This is a genomic window from Streptomyces sp. NPDC056452 (assembly GCF_042796085.1).
Lineage (GTDB): Bacteria > Actinomycetota > Actinomycetes > Streptomycetales > Streptomycetaceae > Streptomyces.
In genome coordinates this window covers 1-18,281 of record NZ_JBHTRI010000007.1, presented here as the reverse complement: position 1 = coordinate 18,281, position 18,281 = coordinate 1, and the positions used below count along the sequence as shown (strand labels likewise).

Annotated in this window: 15 protein-coding genes and 1 tRNA gene; 6 read left to right on the top strand and 10 right to left on the bottom strand. The window is 70.4% G+C overall.

Annotated features, from left to right (window positions below; translation table 11 throughout):
- Nucleotides 1–52 precede the first annotated feature (52 nt).
- Complete coding sequence (locus ACFQ6X_RS09085) at nucleotides 53–1,516, top strand: GH1 family beta-glucosidase (protein ID WP_383178225.1); 1,464 nt, start codon at nucleotides 53–55, stop codon at nucleotides 1,514–1,516.
- Nucleotides 1,517–1,732: 216 nt separating this feature from the next.
- Nucleotides 1,733–2,776: a LacI family DNA-binding transcriptional regulator gene (locus ACFQ6X_RS09080; RefSeq protein WP_383178222.1), complete on the top strand. Its 1,044-nt coding sequence runs from the start codon at nucleotides 1,733–1,735 to the stop codon at nucleotides 2,774–2,776.
- A 204-nt stretch (nucleotides 2,777–2,980) separates the two neighbouring features.
- On the opposite strand, the gene ACFQ6X_RS09075 is transcribed toward ACFQ6X_RS09080, so the two are convergent.
- Together ACFQ6X_RS09075 and ACFQ6X_RS09070 are read right to left on the bottom strand one after the other, a co-directional pair.
- Nucleotides 2,981–4,276 carry an MFS transporter gene (locus ACFQ6X_RS09075; protein WP_383178219.1) on the bottom strand — a complete coding sequence of 432 codons (1,296 nt, stop codon included), beginning with the start codon at nucleotides 4,274–4,276 and terminating at the stop codon, nucleotides 2,981–2,983.
- Entirely contained in the window at nucleotides 4,273–4,809 is a 537-nt protein-coding gene (locus ACFQ6X_RS09070; protein ID WP_383178216.1) for an ArsR/SmtB family transcription factor, read from the bottom strand. The genes ACFQ6X_RS09075 and ACFQ6X_RS09070 overlap by 4 nt, the downstream gene beginning before the upstream one ends.
- Nucleotides 4,810–5,375: 566 nt before the next feature.
- Between ACFQ6X_RS09070 and ACFQ6X_RS09065 the strand changes: the two genes are divergently transcribed.
- A complete protein-coding gene (locus ACFQ6X_RS09065; protein ID WP_383178213.1) occupies nucleotides 5,376–6,644 on the top strand; it encodes a sugar efflux transporter in 1,269 nt (422 codons plus the stop codon).
- Nucleotides 6,645–6,779: 135 nt separating this feature from the next.
- On the opposite strand, the gene ACFQ6X_RS09060 is transcribed toward ACFQ6X_RS09065, so the two are convergent.
- The 4 genes from ACFQ6X_RS09060 to ACFQ6X_RS09045 all read right to left on the bottom strand — a co-directional run bounded on the left by ACFQ6X_RS09060 (nucleotide 6,780) and on the right by ACFQ6X_RS09045 (nucleotide 10,169).
- Complete coding sequence (locus ACFQ6X_RS09060) at nucleotides 6,780–7,928, bottom strand: winged helix DNA-binding domain-containing protein (protein ID WP_383178210.1); 1,149 nt, start codon at nucleotides 7,926–7,928, stop codon at nucleotides 6,780–6,782.
- A 197-nt stretch (nucleotides 7,929–8,125) separates the two neighbouring features.
- Nucleotides 8,126–8,198 (bottom strand) — tRNA-His (locus ACFQ6X_RS09055).
- A gap of 123 nt (nucleotides 8,199–8,321) precedes the next feature.
- The gene (orn, locus tag ACFQ6X_RS09050) at nucleotides 8,322–8,927 is read right to left on the bottom strand and encodes an oligoribonuclease (protein WP_383178207.1); all 606 of its coding nucleotides are present in this window, start codon (nucleotides 8,925–8,927) and stop codon (nucleotides 8,322–8,324) included.
- A 9-nt stretch (nucleotides 8,928–8,936) separates the two neighbouring features.
- Complete coding sequence (locus tag ACFQ6X_RS09045) at nucleotides 8,937–10,169, bottom strand: helix-turn-helix domain-containing protein (RefSeq protein ID WP_383178204.1); 1,233 nt, start codon at nucleotides 10,167–10,169, stop codon at nucleotides 8,937–8,939.
- A gap of 823 nt (nucleotides 10,170–10,992) precedes the next feature.
- Between ACFQ6X_RS09045 and ACFQ6X_RS09040 the strand changes: the two genes are divergently transcribed.
- The gene (locus tag ACFQ6X_RS09040; RefSeq protein ID WP_329215334.1) at nucleotides 10,993–11,514 is read left to right on the top strand and encodes a universal stress protein; all 522 of its coding nucleotides are present in this window, start codon (nucleotides 10,993–10,995) and stop codon (nucleotides 11,512–11,514) included.
- A 194-nt stretch (nucleotides 11,515–11,708) separates the two neighbouring features.
- A complete protein-coding gene (locus tag ACFQ6X_RS09035) occupies nucleotides 11,709–12,281 on the top strand; it encodes an acetate uptake transporter (protein ID WP_383178201.1) in 573 nt (190 codons plus the stop codon).
- 133 nt (nucleotides 12,282–12,414) lie between these two features.
- On the opposite strand, the gene glmS is transcribed toward ACFQ6X_RS09035, so the two are convergent.
- The 3 genes from glmS to ACFQ6X_RS09020 form a co-directional block, all read right to left on the bottom strand.
- A complete protein-coding gene (gene glmS / locus ACFQ6X_RS09030) occupies nucleotides 12,415–14,244 on the bottom strand; it encodes a glutamine--fructose-6-phosphate transaminase (isomerizing) (protein ID WP_383178198.1) in 1,830 nt (609 codons plus the stop codon).
- 58 nt (nucleotides 14,245–14,302) lie between these two features.
- Nucleotides 14,303–14,578: a hypothetical protein gene (locus ACFQ6X_RS09025; protein ID WP_329210835.1), complete on the bottom strand. Its 276-nt coding sequence runs from the start codon at nucleotides 14,576–14,578 to the stop codon at nucleotides 14,303–14,305.
- Between the two features lie 87 nt (nucleotides 14,579–14,665).
- A complete protein-coding gene (locus ACFQ6X_RS09020; protein WP_383178195.1) occupies nucleotides 14,666–15,532 on the bottom strand; it encodes a DUF4429 domain-containing protein in 867 nt (288 codons plus the stop codon).
- 151 nt (nucleotides 15,533–15,683) lie between these two features.
- Between ACFQ6X_RS09020 and ACFQ6X_RS09015 the strand changes: the two genes are divergently transcribed.
- Nucleotides 15,684–17,279: a beta-N-acetylhexosaminidase gene (locus ACFQ6X_RS09015; protein ID WP_383178808.1), complete on the top strand. Its 1,596-nt coding sequence runs from the start codon at nucleotides 15,684–15,686 to the stop codon at nucleotides 17,277–17,279.
- 79 nt (nucleotides 17,280–17,358) lie between these two features.
- Here the strand turns inward: ACFQ6X_RS09015 and ACFQ6X_RS09010 are convergent, their stop codons facing one another.
- A complete protein-coding gene (locus ACFQ6X_RS09010) occupies nucleotides 17,359–18,207 on the bottom strand; it encodes a siderophore-interacting protein (RefSeq protein ID WP_383178192.1) in 849 nt (282 codons plus the stop codon).
- Nucleotides 18,208–18,281: the final 74 nt, after the last annotated feature.

Below are 18,281 nucleotides of genomic sequence, written 5' to 3'. Positions count from 1 at the left end.
CCTCGGCCCCCCATCCCTGTCCCTGTTCGTCCACTCTTGGGAGCGCTCCCGCATGACTGCAGTACGACCCGACATCACCCCGAAGCAGGCGCCCGAGGCAACGAACTTCCCCACGGGCTTCATCTGGGGCGCGGCCACCGCGTCCTACCAGGTCGAGGGTGCCGCCGCCGAGGGCGGCCGCACGCCGTCCATCTGGGACACCTTCAGCCACACCCCCGGCAAGATCTACAACGGTGACACCGGCGACGTCGCGGCCGACCACTACCACCGCTACCGCGACGACGTCGCGCTGATGAAGCGGCTCGGGCTGAAGGCGTACCGCTTCTCGGTCTCCTGGTCCCGGGTCCAGCCCACCGGCCGCGGCCCCGCCGTCGAGCGCGGTCTGGACTTCTACCGCAAGCTCGTCGACGAACTGCTGGACGCCGGTATCGCGCCCGTCGCCACCCTGTACCACTGGGACCTCCCCCAGGAGCTCGAGGACGCCGGCGGCTGGCCCGAGCGCGCCACCGCCGAGCGCTTCGCCGACTACGCCGCCATCGTCTCCGGCGCCCTCGGCGACCGCGTCGGCATGTGGACCACCCTCAACGAGCCGTGGTGCTCGGCCTTCCTCGGCTACGGATCCGGAGTGCACGCCCCCGGCCGCACCGAGCCCGCAGCCGCGCTGCAGGCGGCCCATCACCTCAACCTCGCCCATGGCCGGGCGATCGAGGTCCTGCGCGCCCAACTCCCCGCTGCTGCGCAGGCCTCGGTCACCCTCAATCTGCACCAGGTCCGCCCGCTGACCGACAGCGCGGCCGACGCCGACGCCGCCCGCCGGATCGACGCCGTCGGCAACCGCGTCTTCACCGGCCCGATGCTGCGCGGCGAGTACCCCGAGGACCTGATCGCCGACACCTCGCACCTGGTGGACTGGTCGAAGCTGGTCCACGACGGCGACCTCGCCACCATTTCCCGCCCGGTCGACGCCCTCGGCATCAACTACTACACGCCGACCCTGGTCTCCACTCCCGTGGACGGTGCCGCCTACGCGCGCAGCGACGCCCACGGCGCCAGCGACCACTCCCCGTGGCCCGGTTCCGAAGGCGTCGCCTTCCACCTCGCCGAGGGGAAGGAGCGCACCGCGATGGACTGGTCGATCGACCCCGACGGGCTCTACAACCTCCTCATGGACACCCACCGCGAGCACCCCGGCCTCCCGCTGATGGTCACCGAGAACGGTGCCGCGTTCGACGACCAGGTCTCGCCAGAGGGCACGGTCGAGGACCCCCAGCGGATCGCGTACCTGCACGGCCACCTCGACGCCGTACAGCGGGCGATCGCCGACGGAGCGGACGTCGGCGGCTACTTCCTGTGGTCGCTGATGGACAACTTCGAGTGGGCGTACGGCTATTCGAAGCGATTCGGCGCGGTGTACGTCGACTACGCGTCTCAGGACCGCATTCCCAAGGCGAGTGCCCACTGGTACGGGGACGTGATCCGCCGCCACGGCCTGCCCCCGGCCGACAGCACCGTCTGACCTGCGCGAACAGCGAGACCCGGCCGAGCGCCGGGTCTCGCTTTTTTGTGCCCGCCTTACATGTTCGTCACAGGGACCCCGTAGGCTTGGGAGCGCTCCCAGAAGGTGTGGCGCTCCCGATGGGCCTGTCGGTCCGGACGAGTGTCAAGGGATCGGACAGCAGGACTTGGTTTGGCTATCCGGCTGTGAGAAATTGACCGCGAACGGGAGGCAGCCATGGCGGCAGCGCGAGTACGGAGTGGCGGGCGGCCCACGCTCGAAGAAGTAGCGGCACGGGCCGGAGTGGGGCGGGGCACGGCCTCACGCGTCATCAACGGCTCGCCACGGGTCAGTGCGCAGACCAGGGAGGCGGTCGAGGCGGCCGTCGCCGAGCTGGGCTACGTACCGAACCGGGCGGCCAGAGCGCTCGCCGGGAACCGGACGGACGCCATCGCCCTCGTCGTACCCGAGTCCGAGACCCGGTTCTTCGCCGAGCCGTACTTCTCCGACATCGTACGAGGGGTGGGTGAGGCCCTCGCCGACACGGAGATGCAGCTGCTGCTGACCCTGGCGGGCAACGACCGCGAGCGCCGCCGGCTGGCCCAGTACCTGACCGCCCACCGGGTCGACGGCGTCCTGCTGATCGCCGTCCACGCCGACGACCCGCTGCCGGAGCTCCTCGAACAGCTCGGCATGCCCTCCGTGATCAGCGGCCGCAGGCACGCCGCGGAGCCGCTGCCCTCGGTCGACTCCGACAACTTCGAAGGCGCACGCGCGGCGGTCGACCACTTCATATCGCGAGGCCGCACCGCCATCGCCACCATCACCGGACGCCTCGACGTGTACGGCGCGCAGCGCCGCCTCGACGGCTACCGCAAGGCCATCGCCGCCGCGGGCCTCGACCCCGACGAGCGGCTCATCGCCCCCGCGGACTTCACCGAGGAGGGCGGCGCCCGCGCCATGCGGGAACTCCTGGCCCGCCGCCCGGACGTGGACGCGGTCTTCGCCGCCTCCGACGTGATGGCGGCAGGCGCCCGCCAGGTCCTGCGCGAGTCCGGTCGCCGCATCCCGGACGACGTGGCCCTGATCGGCTTCGACGACTCCGCCGTGGCCCGCCACATGGACCCCCCGCTGACGAGCGTCCGCCAGCCGATAGAGGAAATGGGCCGCACGATGACCCGGGTCCTGCTCCAGGAGATCGCGAACCGCACGGAGGAACGCACGGAGGAACGGCCGAGGATCGTGCTGCCCACGGAACTGGTGGTGCGGGAGTCGTCCTGACCCGCCGGGTCCCCGCTTGCGGGGGCGGCCCTGCCGCGTCGGGGGAGAGCGCGGCAGGACCGTTGTGTCGAATGCCCGGGAGTCGCACTTCCATGCGGTGCGGAGTGCGCTGTGGCCTGTCTCACGCGTGGGCAGGCGCGCGATCGGCCCGTGGCCTGGGCACTCGTTGCGCCCCGAGGTGTCGTGACGCCTTCGCGGCAGGCGTCACGTGAAGTCCCGTGCGCTCTCCTGGGCGGGTTCCTTGGATGCCGGGTGATCCGGGGCGTCGGCCGGGGCCGCGGCACGCAGCGCCGCTTCGACCCGGCGGTTGCTGGTCATGGATGCCGTGACGGCCGTCATCGCCAGAAGGAGGCCGGCGGCGGCGTAGAGCGGGGTGCGGATGTCGTACGTGGTGGCCAGCCAGCCGCCGAGGAAGGCCCCGATGGGGGCGGCGCACATGGCCAGCATGCGGGAGGTGGAGGCGACCCGGCCCATGAGGTGGGCCGGGACGATCGACTGCCGGAGGGAGGGCGCGAGCACCATCGTGGCACCCATACCGGCCCCGCAGACGGCGAGCGCCAGCCCGGCCACGTACGGGTTCGGGGCAGCGGCAAGGCCCAGGGCGGCAAGCCCTTCGACTGCGGCCGTGGAGGTCAGCGCGGTACCGGTGCCGAGCCGTCGGCCGAGGTAGGAGGCGATGCCCGCACCGAGGAGGCCGCCGGTGGCCTCCGCCGTGAGGAGCAGGCCGAAGCCGTAGGTGTCGATGCCGAGGCGTTCGTGCGCGAAGAGGGCCAGGACGGTCTCCACGGCGAGGAACGCGACGTTCCCGACCGCCGGGCGGAGCGCGAGCCCGAGCAGCAACCGGTCCCGGAAGATGTACGAGGCCCCGGCCCGCGCCTGCCGGAGCAGCGACTCGCGGACCTCCGGCACGGGCCGGGGCATGGCGGGCAGCGTACGTACGAGCAGTGCGGAGAGCAGGAACGACACCGCGTCGGCGAGCAGCGGAACGGCCCGCCCGAGCGCGAGCAGCGCACTGCCCGCAGGCGGCCCCGCGAAGCCCGACATGGCGGTCTGGGCCCCGCGCAAGCGAGAGTTGGCGCGCTCGAGGAGTTCGGGGTCGCGGCCGAGCAGATCCGGCAGGTAGGCCGTGGCGGCCGTGTCGAAGAAGAGTCCGCCGAGGCCGAGCACGAAGGCGACGGCCGCGAGCAGCGGGATGCTCAGCACGTCGAGGGCGGCCGCTGCCGCCGGTATCACGAGCAGCGCCGCACGCGCCGCGTCCACGACCCACATCGTGCGCCGGCGGTCCCAGCGGTCCACCAGCGCACCGCCGAGCACCCCGAAGAGCAGCCACGGCAGCGTCCCGGCGGCCGTGACGACGGCGAGCGCCATCGGATCCCGCGTCAACGTCAACGCGAGCAGCGGCAGCGCCGCGTGCGACACCCCGTCACCGAGCGAGGAAACCGTCTGCGCAGTCCACAGCCGTCCGAACCCGGTCGGCAACTTCCGCACGTCTGACGTCACTTGGCGCCCCCCTCTTCCTGATTGCGCGGTGCCGGGTGGAAGAGCGCGAAGACGAGTGACGCGTCAGGCAGCGACGGATCGGACAGCTTCTGGTACTCGTCCGCCAACGCATCCAGCCGCGCCCCCAGCTGCGCGAACTGCTCCTCGGTGAGCCGCAGATGGGCCATCCGAACGTGCCGCTCATCCGCCTGCGACGCCTCCAGGTCCGCCACCGCATGGCGCATCAGCATGTCCGGCCCTCCCTCGCCCGGATCCGGCAGCGCGATCGACCGCGCGGCCATCGCGTAGTACCGCTCGGTGACCCCCCGCACCTTCCGCGTCCGTACCACCTTCACCAGGCCGGCCCGCTCCAGCAGCCGGATGTGATAGCTGGAACTCCCCTTCGCAAGGCCCACGCGCTCGGCGATCTGCGTGATCGTCGCGGGCTCGAAGCGGAGCGCGGCCATGATCCGGTGGCGCGTGAGGTTGGAGACGGCACGCAGCTGCTCGTCAGTGGTGACGTGAAACGTCTCGGGGAGGTCATCGGTAGGCATGCGAGCAATGGTCAACGATTCTTGACCATTGAGCAAGGGGGTTTCGCGAGGACTTCCTGAATCTGCGAGCGGGAACGCCCGCAGCGCGGTGTCGTCGAACTCCCTCTCGAGTAGCGGCAGTACGGAGGGCTCGCACGTGGTGCGTGAGTCAGGCGGCCCGGGCCGAGTCGGTGCGGCAGTCGCGGCAGTGGCCGGCCTCCCGTGGTTTCCACGACCCGGTGCACGCGACCCGGTGCACGCGACCCGGCGAAGGAGATCCCGTCAGTAACGGCGACAACCGGCCACTCACGCGCGAGGCCATCCTTCTTCATACGTGAAAGATGACTTCAGGTGCGATGCCCTGAACTGCGTTGACTCCCTCACGAGGCGTCGGCCGACAGATTTCGGTAAGGGCGCAAATGGGCAGATACAGGCTCCGCGTGATACGGCGTGAAAGGCGCTGCCCATCCCGTGTCGGAACGATTTACGTTTGCGGCCGTGGCGAATGCGAGAGGTTTCGTCACACCCCTTCAGAAGTACCCGCGGCAGAACGCATGCCCCTGGTGAGTCGCACGTACCCAGGGAGCATGATGAAGTTCGCGCATTTCGCTCGCCCTCGCGTGACGGATGGTTCACCCGCGTCGCCCCTGTCCGGCCGGACGGCGATGTCGCTGGGCATCGCCGCTGGTTGCTACGCCGTCACCATGGCGGTGCTGGGCACGACGACCAGCTTGTTCCTCGCCGATGCTGTTCGTGTGGGGCCGGAACTCATCGGCTTGTACTTCACAGGCTGCGCCGTGGCTGCAATCGCCATCAACCTGGCCGCAGGATGGTTGTCCGACCGACTGGCCGACAGAAGGGTCGCACTCGCCGCGACCGCATTGGCCGGGGTCGCCGGTGCGTTGATTTTCGTCGAGGTCCGGAACTATGCGGTGGTATTCGCTACGGGGGCCGTGCTCCTCAGTCTGAATGACGCGTATATTTCCCAGCTGTTCGCGTACGTCAAGGAGTTCGCCGATTCCACCGGCAGGGAAGTGACTCCGTTCAGTTCCGCAGTGCGGTCGGTCTTCTCCGCCGGGTGGGTCATCGGGCCGCCGGTCGGATTCTTTCTGCTGACACAGATCGGATTCGGGCTCATCTACGCGGGCGCCGCGGTCATGCTCCTGCTGACCGCGCTGCTCGGCCGCTGGTTCCTCCCCGCCCTGCCTTCGCCGCCCGGGCCGAAGTACAAGGACCACGCGGATGGCAGCTCGTCCGGGCTGCGCCGCGTCTGTGCCACCGTGCCGCGCCGCACCTGGCTGCTGCTCGGATCGGTCACGGCGGTCAACGTGGCGAATCAGATTTACCTGATCAACATTGCCCTGTACGTCACCAGGGAGCTGCACCTGTCAGCGGCTCTGGTCGGGCTGATGGCCGGGACCTGCGCGGCCTTCGAGATTCCTCTGATGATCGCGGTGGGCCGCCTGGCCGACCGCATCGGGAAGATGCGCCTCGTGGCCGCCGCCCTGGTCGTCGCCGTCATGTTCTTCTGCGTGCTGCCGGTGGCCGGCTCGACGCCGGTCCTGATCGCCCTGCAGTTGCCGAACGCCGTGTGGATCGCGGTGCTGATGAGCATCCCGATGGTGGTGGTGCAGCAAGAGGTGCCCGGGGGAGCCGGCACCGCATCCGCGCTCCACTCGTCCACGTTTCCGGTGGCCCAACTGCTGGCCGGGGCCATCACCGGAGTGGTCGCCGCACAGGCGGGATTCCGAAACGTGTTCTGGTTCTGCGCCGGTCTCGTCGCGCTCGCCCTCGTGCTTCTCCTCTCCCGACTGGCCACCCGCACCCCGCCCGACCCCCAGCACCGCCCCATGTAGCCCGATTTCGGGAGTCGTCATTGGCAGGTCATACCCGACCCGAAGCCCGAGCTTCTGCGCATGAGTACTCCCCATTCCGGTCCTGCGGTCGGAAACGCGGCGTCCGGCGCATCGGTCGGAGCGGAGCAGATCGGCTCAGGGGCCGGGGAGCAGGCGGGTTTCGGCGGCCGGCAGGCCCTTGGTCCACCAGTGGCCGTATCGGCTGTAGACCCTGGGGTCGCGATCGGCGAGGAGCGTCGTGAGCGACTCGGCCTCCGCCGCGAGCCCCTGCCAGACATGGCGGGGGAGGGGATGGAAGGCGCCGGCCTCGATCCCTCCGTCCACGGGACGCCAGACTCCGGCGACGTAGCCGTCGACCAGCAGGGTGGGCAGCACGTCTCCGTTCACGCGCGTCACATGCTTGCGGTATGCGGGCGGGACGACGCGGCCGCGGTCGGCGTACGCCAGCAGGATGCTGTCCCACATCGCCATCAGCCGGGGTGGGGCCGGAGTGTCCTCGGCCGGCCGTGGAGCACCGGGGATGTCGTACATCACCGTGCCGTCGGGGCCCTCCAGCTGTTCGAGCTCGTCGGCGAGCGCCAGCACCGCCGCCCTGACCCGGGCCCGCTGGACCAGCGCGAACTGCGCCATGTCCGCCACCGACGCCGGCCCGAAGCCCTCCAGGTAGCGGCGGATCAGGGTCTGCAGACCCTGGGCGGCAGCGTCAGGACCGCTCAGCACCGGCTGCGTGCCTGCTGCCGCGACGAACGACTGCTGGGTACCGAACGCCCAGGGCCCTCCGACGGGCGCGTGCCACAGCGGCGCGTACTGCCGCAGCAGCCGCCAGGTCACCGGCTCCCTCGGCGCGCCCACCCGCTCATCGAGCCACCCCCGGATCTCGGCGGAGGTCCGGGGCCGGTCGGCGTACTTCAGCAGATCCGGGACCAGGGCGTCGGCGTCGTCGAGGGTGAGCCCGGACGCCGTGAAGCGGGAGCCGAGCCTGGAGGCGCGCAGCGTCGGCTCCATGGCCTCGCGGAAGGCCCGGTAGTCCTCCGCCGGGACCATGTGCAGAGTGATCCGCATCAACGTCGACTTCACCGCCCGGAAGCCGTCCACGGCGGCGTCCAGTCCGGCCGGGTCGAAGCCGTCGATCCGGTTCCACAGCGCGAGGTACGGCGAGGCGGGGTGCTGTGCCTGCAGGGCGACGACCCTGCGCACCGCGTCGACGACGTCGAGCGACTCGCGGCCGAGCAGCAACTGCCGGGCGAGCGTGGAGCGGTTGAGGGCACGAGCAGTGATCGCCATGCCGGGATTCTCTCGTCCGGCCGCGCCGTACGGAACCCGGACCGACCGGTGGCTGTGACTCCGTACGCCCGGGGTCGGGCGTGACCGGTCCTGTGCGGACGGTCACTCCCGGTCGGGAGGAGGCCCGGCGGGCCGGAGGCCGCGCGGGCATGAAGAAGGGCCGGTCTGTTTTCACAGACCGGCCCTTGATCAATCAGGGTGAGTAACGGGACTTGAACCCGCGACATCCTGGACCACAACCAGGTGCTCTGCCAGCTGAGCTATACCCACCATGTCGTCCGGTCGTTTCCGACCGGCCGAGAAAAAGTGTACAGGGTCCGGGAGGGTGCTCGCGCCCGAGTTCTTCCGGACCGGATCACGGGCCCCGCAGGGCCCGTGACCAGGGGCGTTTTCCTACTGCCCGGCGGGCAGTGCGTGGCGCGCCGCGATCTCCTTGGCGTGCGCCGAGTCCGGGCCGGGCTGCGGGACGAAGACCGCGTCCCGGTAGTAGCGGAGCTCCGTGATCGAATCACGGATGTCCGCAAGTGCCCGGTGGTTGCCGTTCTTGTCCGGACTGTTGAAGTACGCCCTCGGGTACCAGCGGCGTGCCAGTTCCTTGACCGAGGACACATCGACGATCCGGTAGTGGAGGTATCCCTCCAGTGACGGCATGTCCCGCGACAGGAAGCCGCGGTCGGTGCCGACCGAATTCCCGCACAGCGGGGCCTTGCCGGGCTCCTTCACATGTTCGCGTACGTAGGCGAGGACACGCTCCTCGGCGTCCGCCAGGGTCGTGCCCCCGGCGAGCTCGTCGAGGAGGCCCGAGGTGGTGTGCATCTGCCGCACCACCTCGGGCATGGTCTCCAGGGCCGCGTCCGGCGGGCGGATCACGATGTCGACCCCTTCGCCGAGCACGTTCAGTTCCGAGTCGGTGACCAGTGCGGCCACCTCGATGAGTGCGTCGTCCGTCAGCGAGAGCCCGGTCATCTCGCAGTCGATCCACACCATGCGATCGTTCATGGACCCACCCTACGGGGCACTCCGCTGCCCCGGCAGGGTCGGGCGCCCCGGAACGTAGGACTCGGGTCCCGGTTTCAGCTGCTCCGCGGGACCGCCGGAGGTCGCAGCCGCGGTGACGGGAGACGGGCCGGGGGAGGCCGCCGCAGCGGTCCGCCGGCCCGGTGCCGAGCCCTGGGCGGGCACGGACGTCTCCAGCACCGTGGCGACGCTCTCCAGCGCCCCGCCCTGCGGACGACGGGCCCGGTAGGCGGCCCGGTACGCGGCGGGGGAGGAGCCCAGCTGGCGGCGGAAGTGCCCGCGCAGCGCAACCGGCGAGCGGAAGCCGCAGCGGCCCGCAACCTCGTCGACCGAGTAGTCGGAGGTCTCGAGCAGCCGCTGCGCCTGCAGCACGCGCTGGGTGATGAGCCACTGGAGCGGTGCGCTGCCCGTGAGCGAACGGAACCTGCGGTCGAAGGTCCGCCTGCTCATGTAGGCACGCGCGGCCAGCGTCTCCACGTCGAACTGCTCGTGGAGATGCTCCAGCGCCCAGGCCACGACCTCGGCGAGCGGGTCGGAGCCGATCTCTTCAGGTAAAGACCTGTCGAGATAGCGCTCCTGACCGCCACTGCGCCGCGGCGGTACGACGAGCCGACGGGCCAGGGCCCCGGCTGCTTCTGTGCCATGGTCGGTACGGACTATGTGAAGGCATAGATCGATTCCGGCCGCCGTTCCGGCGGAGGTGAGCACATCTCCGTCGTCGACGAACAGCTCACGCGGATCGACGTGCACCGACGGATAGCGCTTGGCCAGCGTCGGTGCGTACATCCAGTGTGTGGTGGCCGGGCGGCCGTCCAGCAGGCCGGCTGCGGCGAGGACGAAGGCCCCCGTGCACAGTCCGACGATGCGTGCGCCCTCCTCGTGGGCGCGCCGCAGCGCGTCCAACGCCTCGGCGGGCGGCGGCGATGTGATGGACCGCCAGGCGGGCACCACGACGGTGCCTGCCCTGCTGATCGCCTCCAGGCCGTACGGCGCGCTGAGTTCGAGCCCGCCCGTGGTGCGCAGCGGTCCCTCCTCGCCCCCGCAGACCAGCAGGCGGTAGCGCGGAACGCCCGCGTCCTGCCGGTCGATTCCGAAGACGGAGAGCGGGATCGAGCTCTCGAAGATAGGGCCACCACTGAAAAGCAGTACGGCTACAACTTCCCGGCGTCGCCGCCCGGTCAGCTTCCGTGCGGCCTCCGTTGCGGCGGCGGAGTCCTGGCTCATGACGCTAAGCCCCCCTCGGTGTTCGCGTCTCCCTGGTCCCTACGGGCCTGTCGCTCCTGCACGTTTCCCCTCGGTCTCGCACGCGTCCCCAGTCCTCGACACTCATGATCGAATCTACTGCGTTCCGCGGTGCCGACGTGACACGTTTCCCCACCGGCACTATGTCGACAAGGCAACTTGGCCCGAAGCATTCGATCACGAAGCGTTTCACTCACGAGCCCCTCAGGGAAGTGCGCATAGCGATCATGGCCCGTCCCCGTTGGGTCAAAGCGTACCGCGCGGTCTATTCCTGCCTGCTGGCACGTGGGTTGGTCGGCCAAAACGCCAAGGAAGTGAGGGCAATGTGAAGTTGGCTGAAAAGTAGTGGTTGCGTGCGCGGATTCAAGTCATGCGACCGGCGCACCCCCTCATGCATCACCAGCTTCCGTGCGCCCCGGAGGCCCCCGTGGGCCGTTCTGCCCCCCGAACGGGGACGAGGCGGAGCCGCCCGGTGGCACGGCGTGACGGCCCGGTCGGCGCGGTGTGCGTCGCATCCGGCCGTCTGCGGTCGTTCCGGCCGTCGCGGCCGGAAGGAACAGGGGGTCGGAACTCCTCCGCGCCGCGCGAGCTGGATGTACGACACAACCGGCATTGCCATACGGGGCCGGCTCGGGCATGCTCCCTCCATCGCCGCAAGCGCTTTGCGAGGTTCTGGGCGGTGAAGGAGTGGCGCCGTACCCTTGGGGGTAGGGGGTTGGGAAGATGATTCCCGGACACAGCTTCATCCATAAACGAACCTCCGAACCGCTCTCTCCTCACGAGGACTCTCTTCGCCGAGACACCGATGGCCGGTCACGAAATCCCTGAACCCGCAGACCGCAAGCAGGTAGCCGACCCACGGTCGGAACCGCAGACGGTCCCCGAGTCGCGCCCCTCCTGCGATCCGGCCTTCCGGCATGGAGTCGTGGTCGGTTTCGACGGCTCCACGTCCAGCGAACGAGCCCTCGCGTACGCCATCGGCATGGCGAACAGGCTCGGATCCGGGCTGATCATCGTCCACGTCGCCAATCGGCTGCCGACCACCGTCTGGGCAGGCTGCGAGCCGCCCGTCTTCGTCGACGTGCCCGACCACCGCACGGAGGTCCTGGGGCTCGAGCTGGCCTGCGCGGACTACCTCGCCGAGGTGCCGTGGGTGCTCGTGGAGCGCGGTGGTGACATCTGCCACGAGCTGGAGGAGGTCGGCCGGGAGTACTCGGCCGACGCGATCGTCGTCGGCTCCACGCACGGCATCGTGGGACGGATCTTCGGCTCGGTGGCCGGCCGTCTCGCGCGGCGCGCCCAGCGCCCGGTCATCGTCATCCCCTGAGGCGCTTCCCGGAACGCAGCTCCGCTCCCTGGGCGGCTGAAGTGCTCCTCCGCTCCCGATGCTTCCCCTGACTGAGCGTCAATCTTATTCGGCGCGCGGTGAATTCGCCCGTGCGCAGAGGTGGATTGTGCGCTTGTGAAGGGTATCTGTACTTCATCAGGTAGCAGCAGCACGGCAGTTGAAGGGAGCCCGCCGTGGACAACGACGTCTCTGCGGGAAGTGCCAGTACCACCACTCTCGGCCATCTCGCCCTGGGTCTCACTCTGTTGGCGTTCGGCATCGGTCACACCGGGGTCATCGACGGTGTCACCGCGGCCGACGCCGTGTCGCTCGCGCTCTATGTCGGCGGCATCGCGCTGTTCGTCGCGGGACTCCTGGAGTTCCGCGCGGGCAACGCCTTCGCCGGTACGGCCTTCGCCGGCCTCGGCGCCTTCTGGTTCACCTGGGGCACCGGTGCCGGTTCGTCCGTCTCGGACCATGCGGCAGGACTCTTCCTGCTGCTCTGGGCCCTCTTCGCGCTGAGTCTGACCCTGGGGGCGGCCGGTGGAGGCCTGCTCACCCAGGGAACCTACGGGCTGCTCTGCCTGGGGCTGCTGCTCCTGGGCGTCGGGCAGTTCGCCGGCAGTGACGGGCTCGGCAAGGTCGGCGGCTGGGTGGCCGCCGTCGCCGGGCTCGCCGCCTGGTACGGGGCGACGGCGGCGCTGGCCAAGTGGCCGACCGCGGTACCCAAGCGCGCTGCCGGCCGGGGCGTGACGGCCACCGGCTAGCAGCCGGGCGGGGCGCCTCGGGCGGCCCCCGTCCAACGGGAGAGAGCGGCCCCCGCACCCTTGGTGGCGCGGTGCGGGGGCCGCTCTGTGCGTACGGGCGGCCCTCCCGGAGGGAGCCGGACCCGACGGTGTCCTACTCGACGGTGACGGACTTCGCCAGGTTGCGCGGCTTGTCGATGTCACGGCCCATGGCCAGCGCCGTGTGGTACGCGAGCAGCTGCAGCGGGATGCCCATCAGGATCGGGTCCAGCTCGTTCTCGTTCTTCGGGACGATGATCGTGTGGTCGGCCTTCTCCTGCTCGCGGTGGGCGACGGCGAGGATCCGGCCGCTGCGGGCCTTGATCTCCTCCAGCGCGGCGCGGTTCTTCTCCAGCAGGTCGTCGTCCGGGACGATCGCGACGGTGGGGAGGGCCGGCTCGATGAGGGCGAGGGGGCCGTGCTTCAGCTCCGAGGCGGGGTAGGCCTCGGCGTGGATGTACGAGATCTCCTTGAGCTTCAGGGAGGCCTCCAGCGCGACGGGGTAGCCCCGCACACGGCCGATGAACATCATCGACTGGGCGCCCGCGTACTCCTCGGCCAGCTTCTTGATCTCCTCCTCGGACTCGAGGATCTGACCGATCTGCTCGGGCAGCTTGCGCAGGCCCTCGATGATCCGCTTGCCGTCGGAGACCGACAGGTCGCGGATGCGGCCCAGGTGCAGGGCGAGCAGCGCGAAGGCGACGACGGTGTTGGTGAAGCACTTGGTGGAGACGACGCAGACCTCCGGGCCCGCGTGGACGTACATGCCGCCGTCGGCCTCACGGGCGATCGCCGAGCCGACGACGTTCACCACTCCGAGGACGCGTGCGCCCTTGCGCTTGAGCTCCTGGACCGCGGCCAGCACGTCGTAGGTCTCACCGGACTGCGAGACGGCGACGTACAGCGTGTCGGGGTCCACGACGGGGTTGCGGTAGCGGAACTCGGAGGCGGGCTCGGCGTCCGCGGGGATGCGGGCCAGCTCCTCGATGAGGCCGGCGCCGATCATGCCCGCGTGGTACGAGGTGCCGCAGCCGAGGATCTTGATCCGGCGGACCCCGCGGGCCTCGCGGGCGTCCAGGTTCAGGCCGCCCAGGTGCACGGTGGAGAAGCGGTCGTCGATCCGGCCGCGCAGCACGCGGTCCACGGCGTCGGCCTGCTCGGAGATCTCCTTGTGCATGTACGTGTCGTGGCCGCCCATGTCGTACGACTCGGCCTCCCACTCCACGGTGGTGGGCGTGGCCGTCGTGGTCGAGCCCTCCGTCGTGTACGTACGGAAGTCGTCGGCCTTGAGGGTGGCCATCTCGCCGTCGTCCAGGGTGACGATCTGGCGGGTGTGGGCGACGAGCGCGGCGACGTCCGAGGCGACGAACATCTCCTTCTCGCCGATGCCGAGCACGACGGGGGAGCCGTTGCGGGCGACGACGATGCGGTCGTTGAAGTCGGCGTGCAGGACGGCGATGCCGTACGTGCCCTCGACGGACTTCAGCGCCTCGCGGACCTTCTCCTCGAGGGTGGAGGCCTGTGCCCGGGCGATCAGGTGGACCAGGACCTCGGTGTCGGTCTCGGAGAGGAAGACGACGCCGTCCGCGACGAGCTTCGCGCGGATCTCGGAGGCGTTGTCGATGATGCCGTTGTGGACGACGGCGACCTTGTTCTCCGCGTCCAGGTGCGGGTGCGCGTTCTCGTCGCTCGGGGCGCCGTGGGTGGCCCAGCGGGTGTGGGCGATACCGGTGGTGCCGGCGAACCGCTTGGGTACGCGGGCCTCCAGCTCGCGGACCCGGCCCTTGGCCTTGACCATCTTCAGGGTGCCGGGCTTGCCCGCGGCGGCCTTGCCCGTGATGACGATGCCCGCGGAGTCGTACCCCCGGTACTCCAGCCGCTGCAGGCCCTCCAGCAGCAGCGGAGCCACGTCACGCTTTCCGATATAACCGACGATCCCGCACATAGAGTCTCTGCCCCTCCATCGACGTACAAAGGTGTGTGCCCGGCCCTGCCGGTCCGGCTCAGCCGTAGACGATGCGGCGCAGCTGGCGGAGCGAGAGCTCCTGCGGCGCCACCGCCCGGTGAGGCAGCTCGGCCGCGATCCGTTCGAAGATGTCCGTGTTCACCAGGCCGCCGGACTGCAGTTCGCGGTGGCGGCGGCGGACGTAGTCCTCGGTCGTCTCGTCGAAGTACGCCAGCACGTCGAGGATCACCCTGGCGGCCTCGCCGCGCTGGAGCGCGGTGGAGCGTACGAGGTGGTCGATGAGGTCGTCATGCGACGGGCGGCGTTCGAGCACCCGTCGATATTGCTTGCCCCGGCCGCAATGTGCAAGAAATCTGCCCGATATCGGGCAGCGTCACACAGGAATACGTCGGCGGCCGGGTCAGAGGCGCTTCAGAACCGCTTGTTTTGCGGTGCTGAACTCGTCATCGGTGAGGATCCCGGCCTGATGCAGCTCGCCGAGCTCGCGCAGTCTGCGCAGGAGTACGTCGTGATCGTCGGCGGGTGGGGCGGCGGCCTTCGTGAGGTCCGCCGCCGGCAGCTCCGGCGCAGTCCTGGGGCCGGGCAGCCGCGTCAGGACGGCCGCCGCGACCAGGACGGCCGAGTACTCCTTCCTGGAGAGCCCCCACAGCTCCAGCGAGTACGGGTCGAACTTGGGCGGCGCCGAGGAGCTGCCCGGGCCCCTCTCGAAGCGCAGGCAGCCGTTCTCCAGCCCGATCGCCGGCAGCCAGCGCACGCCCGTCACCTCCGACACCGGGAACGTGACCGGGCCGCCCGCGGTCTTCGACTCCGCGGCCTTCCAGTTCCAGGTGAGCCGCACCGTCTCCCCGTCGAAGGAGGCCGTGCCGTCCCCGCCGCCGCCGGAGACCGGCAGTGAGGGGCCCGGCAGCAGGAAGCCCTCCGCGGGCGTATCGGGCACCTGCTCGATGACCAGGGCGTTGCGCACCTCGTCGACGAAGTACTCCGCGACGCCCGTGCGGTCCTTCTCCACCGTGAGCTGATAGGGGTCGGAAGCGTCCTTGAGCCTGCCGTCCGCGGCCCGCAGCACCGGGCACGCGCCGGTGCGCAGGCGCAGCCGCAGCCGGCCGCCCTTCCGGTCGGGCTCGAACGAGACTCCTGCCAACGCCTGTACGGGGATGGCGAGTTCGCCCAGGTCCTGCCGGACCGGATGCGCCTTGCTGCCCGGCACTATGCGCACCGTGTCCCCGTCGAACGTCCAGGTGCCGTCGCGCTGGATGATTTCCGCCATGCCGCAGATTCTGCCAGCCGGACGACGAGAAGTGGTCTAGTCCTTGACGGTCCGTGTGGCGCGCGGTACGCATGGTGACCGTTCGGTTGCTCAGGAGATCCACAGGTGTGAACCCGTCGAAAGGGACCGGCTTGTGAGACAACACGGAACGATTTCCCGCTTGTTCGGCTCGCTGCTGCTCGTCGTGGCGGCCGGCATCTCCAGCGTCGCAGCGGCCCCGGGCGGCGCCGGCCCGGCGCCGGCCGCGTCACCCCGGCCGCTCGGCGAGATCGTGCCCGCCCCCGCATCGGTGAAGCCGGGCGGACCCGCGTACGCCATCACGGCGGGCACACGCATACGGGTCGACGGCCGCTCCCGCGAGGCCCGGCACATCGGTGAGTACCTGGCGGCCGCGCTGCGGCCCTCCACCGGGTACGCGCTGCCGGTCACCGAACGGGCCGGGCACGACGGCATACGCCTCGAACTCGGCTCCCGGGACAGCGGCCTGGGCGCCGAGGGCTACCGCCTGAAGTCCTCCCGCGGCTCCGTCACCATCACCGCACGCGCCCCCGCAGGGCTCTTCCACGGCGTCCAGACCCTGCGGCAGCTGCTCCCGGCCGCCGTGGAGGAGGACAGCCGGCAGAAGGGGCCCTGGGAGATCGCGGGCGGCACGCTCACGGACTCCCCGCGCTATGCGTACCGCAGCGCGATGCTCGACGTGTCACGGCACTTCTTCTCGGTAGCCGAGGTGAAGCGGTACATCGACCAGCTCGCCCTCTACAAGATCAACAAGCTGCACCTGCACCTCTCCGACGACCAGGGCTGGCGCATCGCCATCGACTCCTGGCCCCGGCTCGCCGAGTACGGCGGCTCCACCGAGGTCGGGGGCGGCCCCGGCGGCCACTACACGAAGAGCGACTACAGGGAGATCCTCCGGTACGCGGCCTCCCGCTACCTGGAGGTCGTCCCCGAGATCGACATGCCCGGCCACACGAACGCGGCACTCGCCTCCTACGCCGAGCTGAACTGCGACGGCGTCGCCCCGCCGCTCTACACGGGCACCTCGGTCGGCTTCAGCTCGCTGTGCGTGCCCAAGGCGGTGACGTACGACTTCGTGGACGACGTGATCCGCGAGCTGGCCGCTCTCACGCCCGGCAGGTACCTCCACATCGGCGGCGACGAGGCGCACTCCACGAGCCATGAGGACTATGTGGCGTTCATGGGGAAGGCGCAGGCCGTCGTCGCCAAGTACGGCAAGACCGTCGTCGGCTGGCACCAGCTGACCGGAGCCGTCCCGGTGAAGGGCGCCGTCGCCCAGTACTGGGGCTACGACCGGACGGGCGCGGCCGAACGGCAGCAGGTGGCGGACGCCGCGAAGAACGGCACGAAGCTGGTGCTGTCCCCGGCGGACCGTACGTACCTGGACATGAAGTACACCAAGGACACGAAGCTCGGTCTGGCCTGGGCCGGCTACGTCGAGGTCCAGCGGTCCTACGACTGGAACCCGGCGGCCTATCTGGAGGGCGTCCCCGAGGAGGCCGTGCTCGGGGTGGAGGCGCCGATCTGGACCGAGACCCTGACCGACAGCGCGGACATCGAGCAGATGGCGTTCCCGCGGCTTCCGGGGGTCGCCGAACTGGGGTGGTCACCCGCGGCCACGCACGACTGGGACACCTACAAGGTGCGCCTCGCGGCGCAGGGTCCGCGGCTGTCGGCGCTGGGGATCGACTTCTACCGGTCGCCGCAGGTCCCCTGGCGCACGGAGTGAGCTAGCGGTCCTGGGCGGGCGGTCCGACCGCCCGCCCAGGACGCGGGTCAGGAACCCGTGCGGCGGAAACCGACCGGGGCTACGCGTCCTGGGAAGCCGCTTCCGCCCTCAGCTCTTCCTCGCTGAGTCCGCGCCGCCAGTAACCGACGAACGTCACCCGCTTGCGGTCGAACTTCCGGTCCTGCACGAGATGGCGGCGCAGGGCCCGGACGCCGGAGGACTCGCCCGCGATCCAGACGTACGGGGTGCCCTCGGGCAGCTCGGCGGCACGCACGGCCTCCACGGCCGAGGGCGCGCCCTCGGCCCGTACGAGCCAGCTGATGCGGGCATCGGCCGCCGTGCGGAGGGCCTGGCGGTCCTGGGCGTGCGGGATCTCCAGCCAGACCCTGGCCTTCGTCCCGGCCGGCAGCCACTCCAGGGCGGCCGACGCGGCGGGCAGGGCCGTCTCGTCGGCCCAGATCAGCACCCAGTCGGTGTCCTGCGGCGGCCGGAAGCGGACCGCTGTGTTGTCCTCGACGGCCGGACCGAGCGCCTTGAGGAGCTGCCCCGGTGCGGCCGCGGCCGCCCAGCGGCAGGCGGGCCCGCCGTCCTCGTGCAGCGCGAAGTCGATGTCGACCTCGGTCGAACCGTCATCGGTACGGCGCTGTGCCCGCACCGTGTACGAGCGCATCACCGCCCGTACGTCCTCGGGGAGGGCACGCCACGCGGTGAACCACTCGCCGTGCCCGTCGACGGGCACCAGGGGCTCGCTCTGGCCCGGGTGCGGCAGGAACAGCGAGAGGCTCTGGTCCCGGCCCCCGGCGGCGAAGCCGTCGAGCCCCGGACCGCCGAAGGTGACCCGGCACATGGAGGGGCTCAGCCGACGGGTCCGCAGGACCGTCAGGCCGAAGAACCGGAAGGGTTCTACGGGTGCGGCGGCAGTCGTCATACGAGGCTCCTCCAAGGAACCGGGAACCGGGCGGCAACGGCGACGGCCCGGCCCGGAGCGACTCGCTCCGGGCC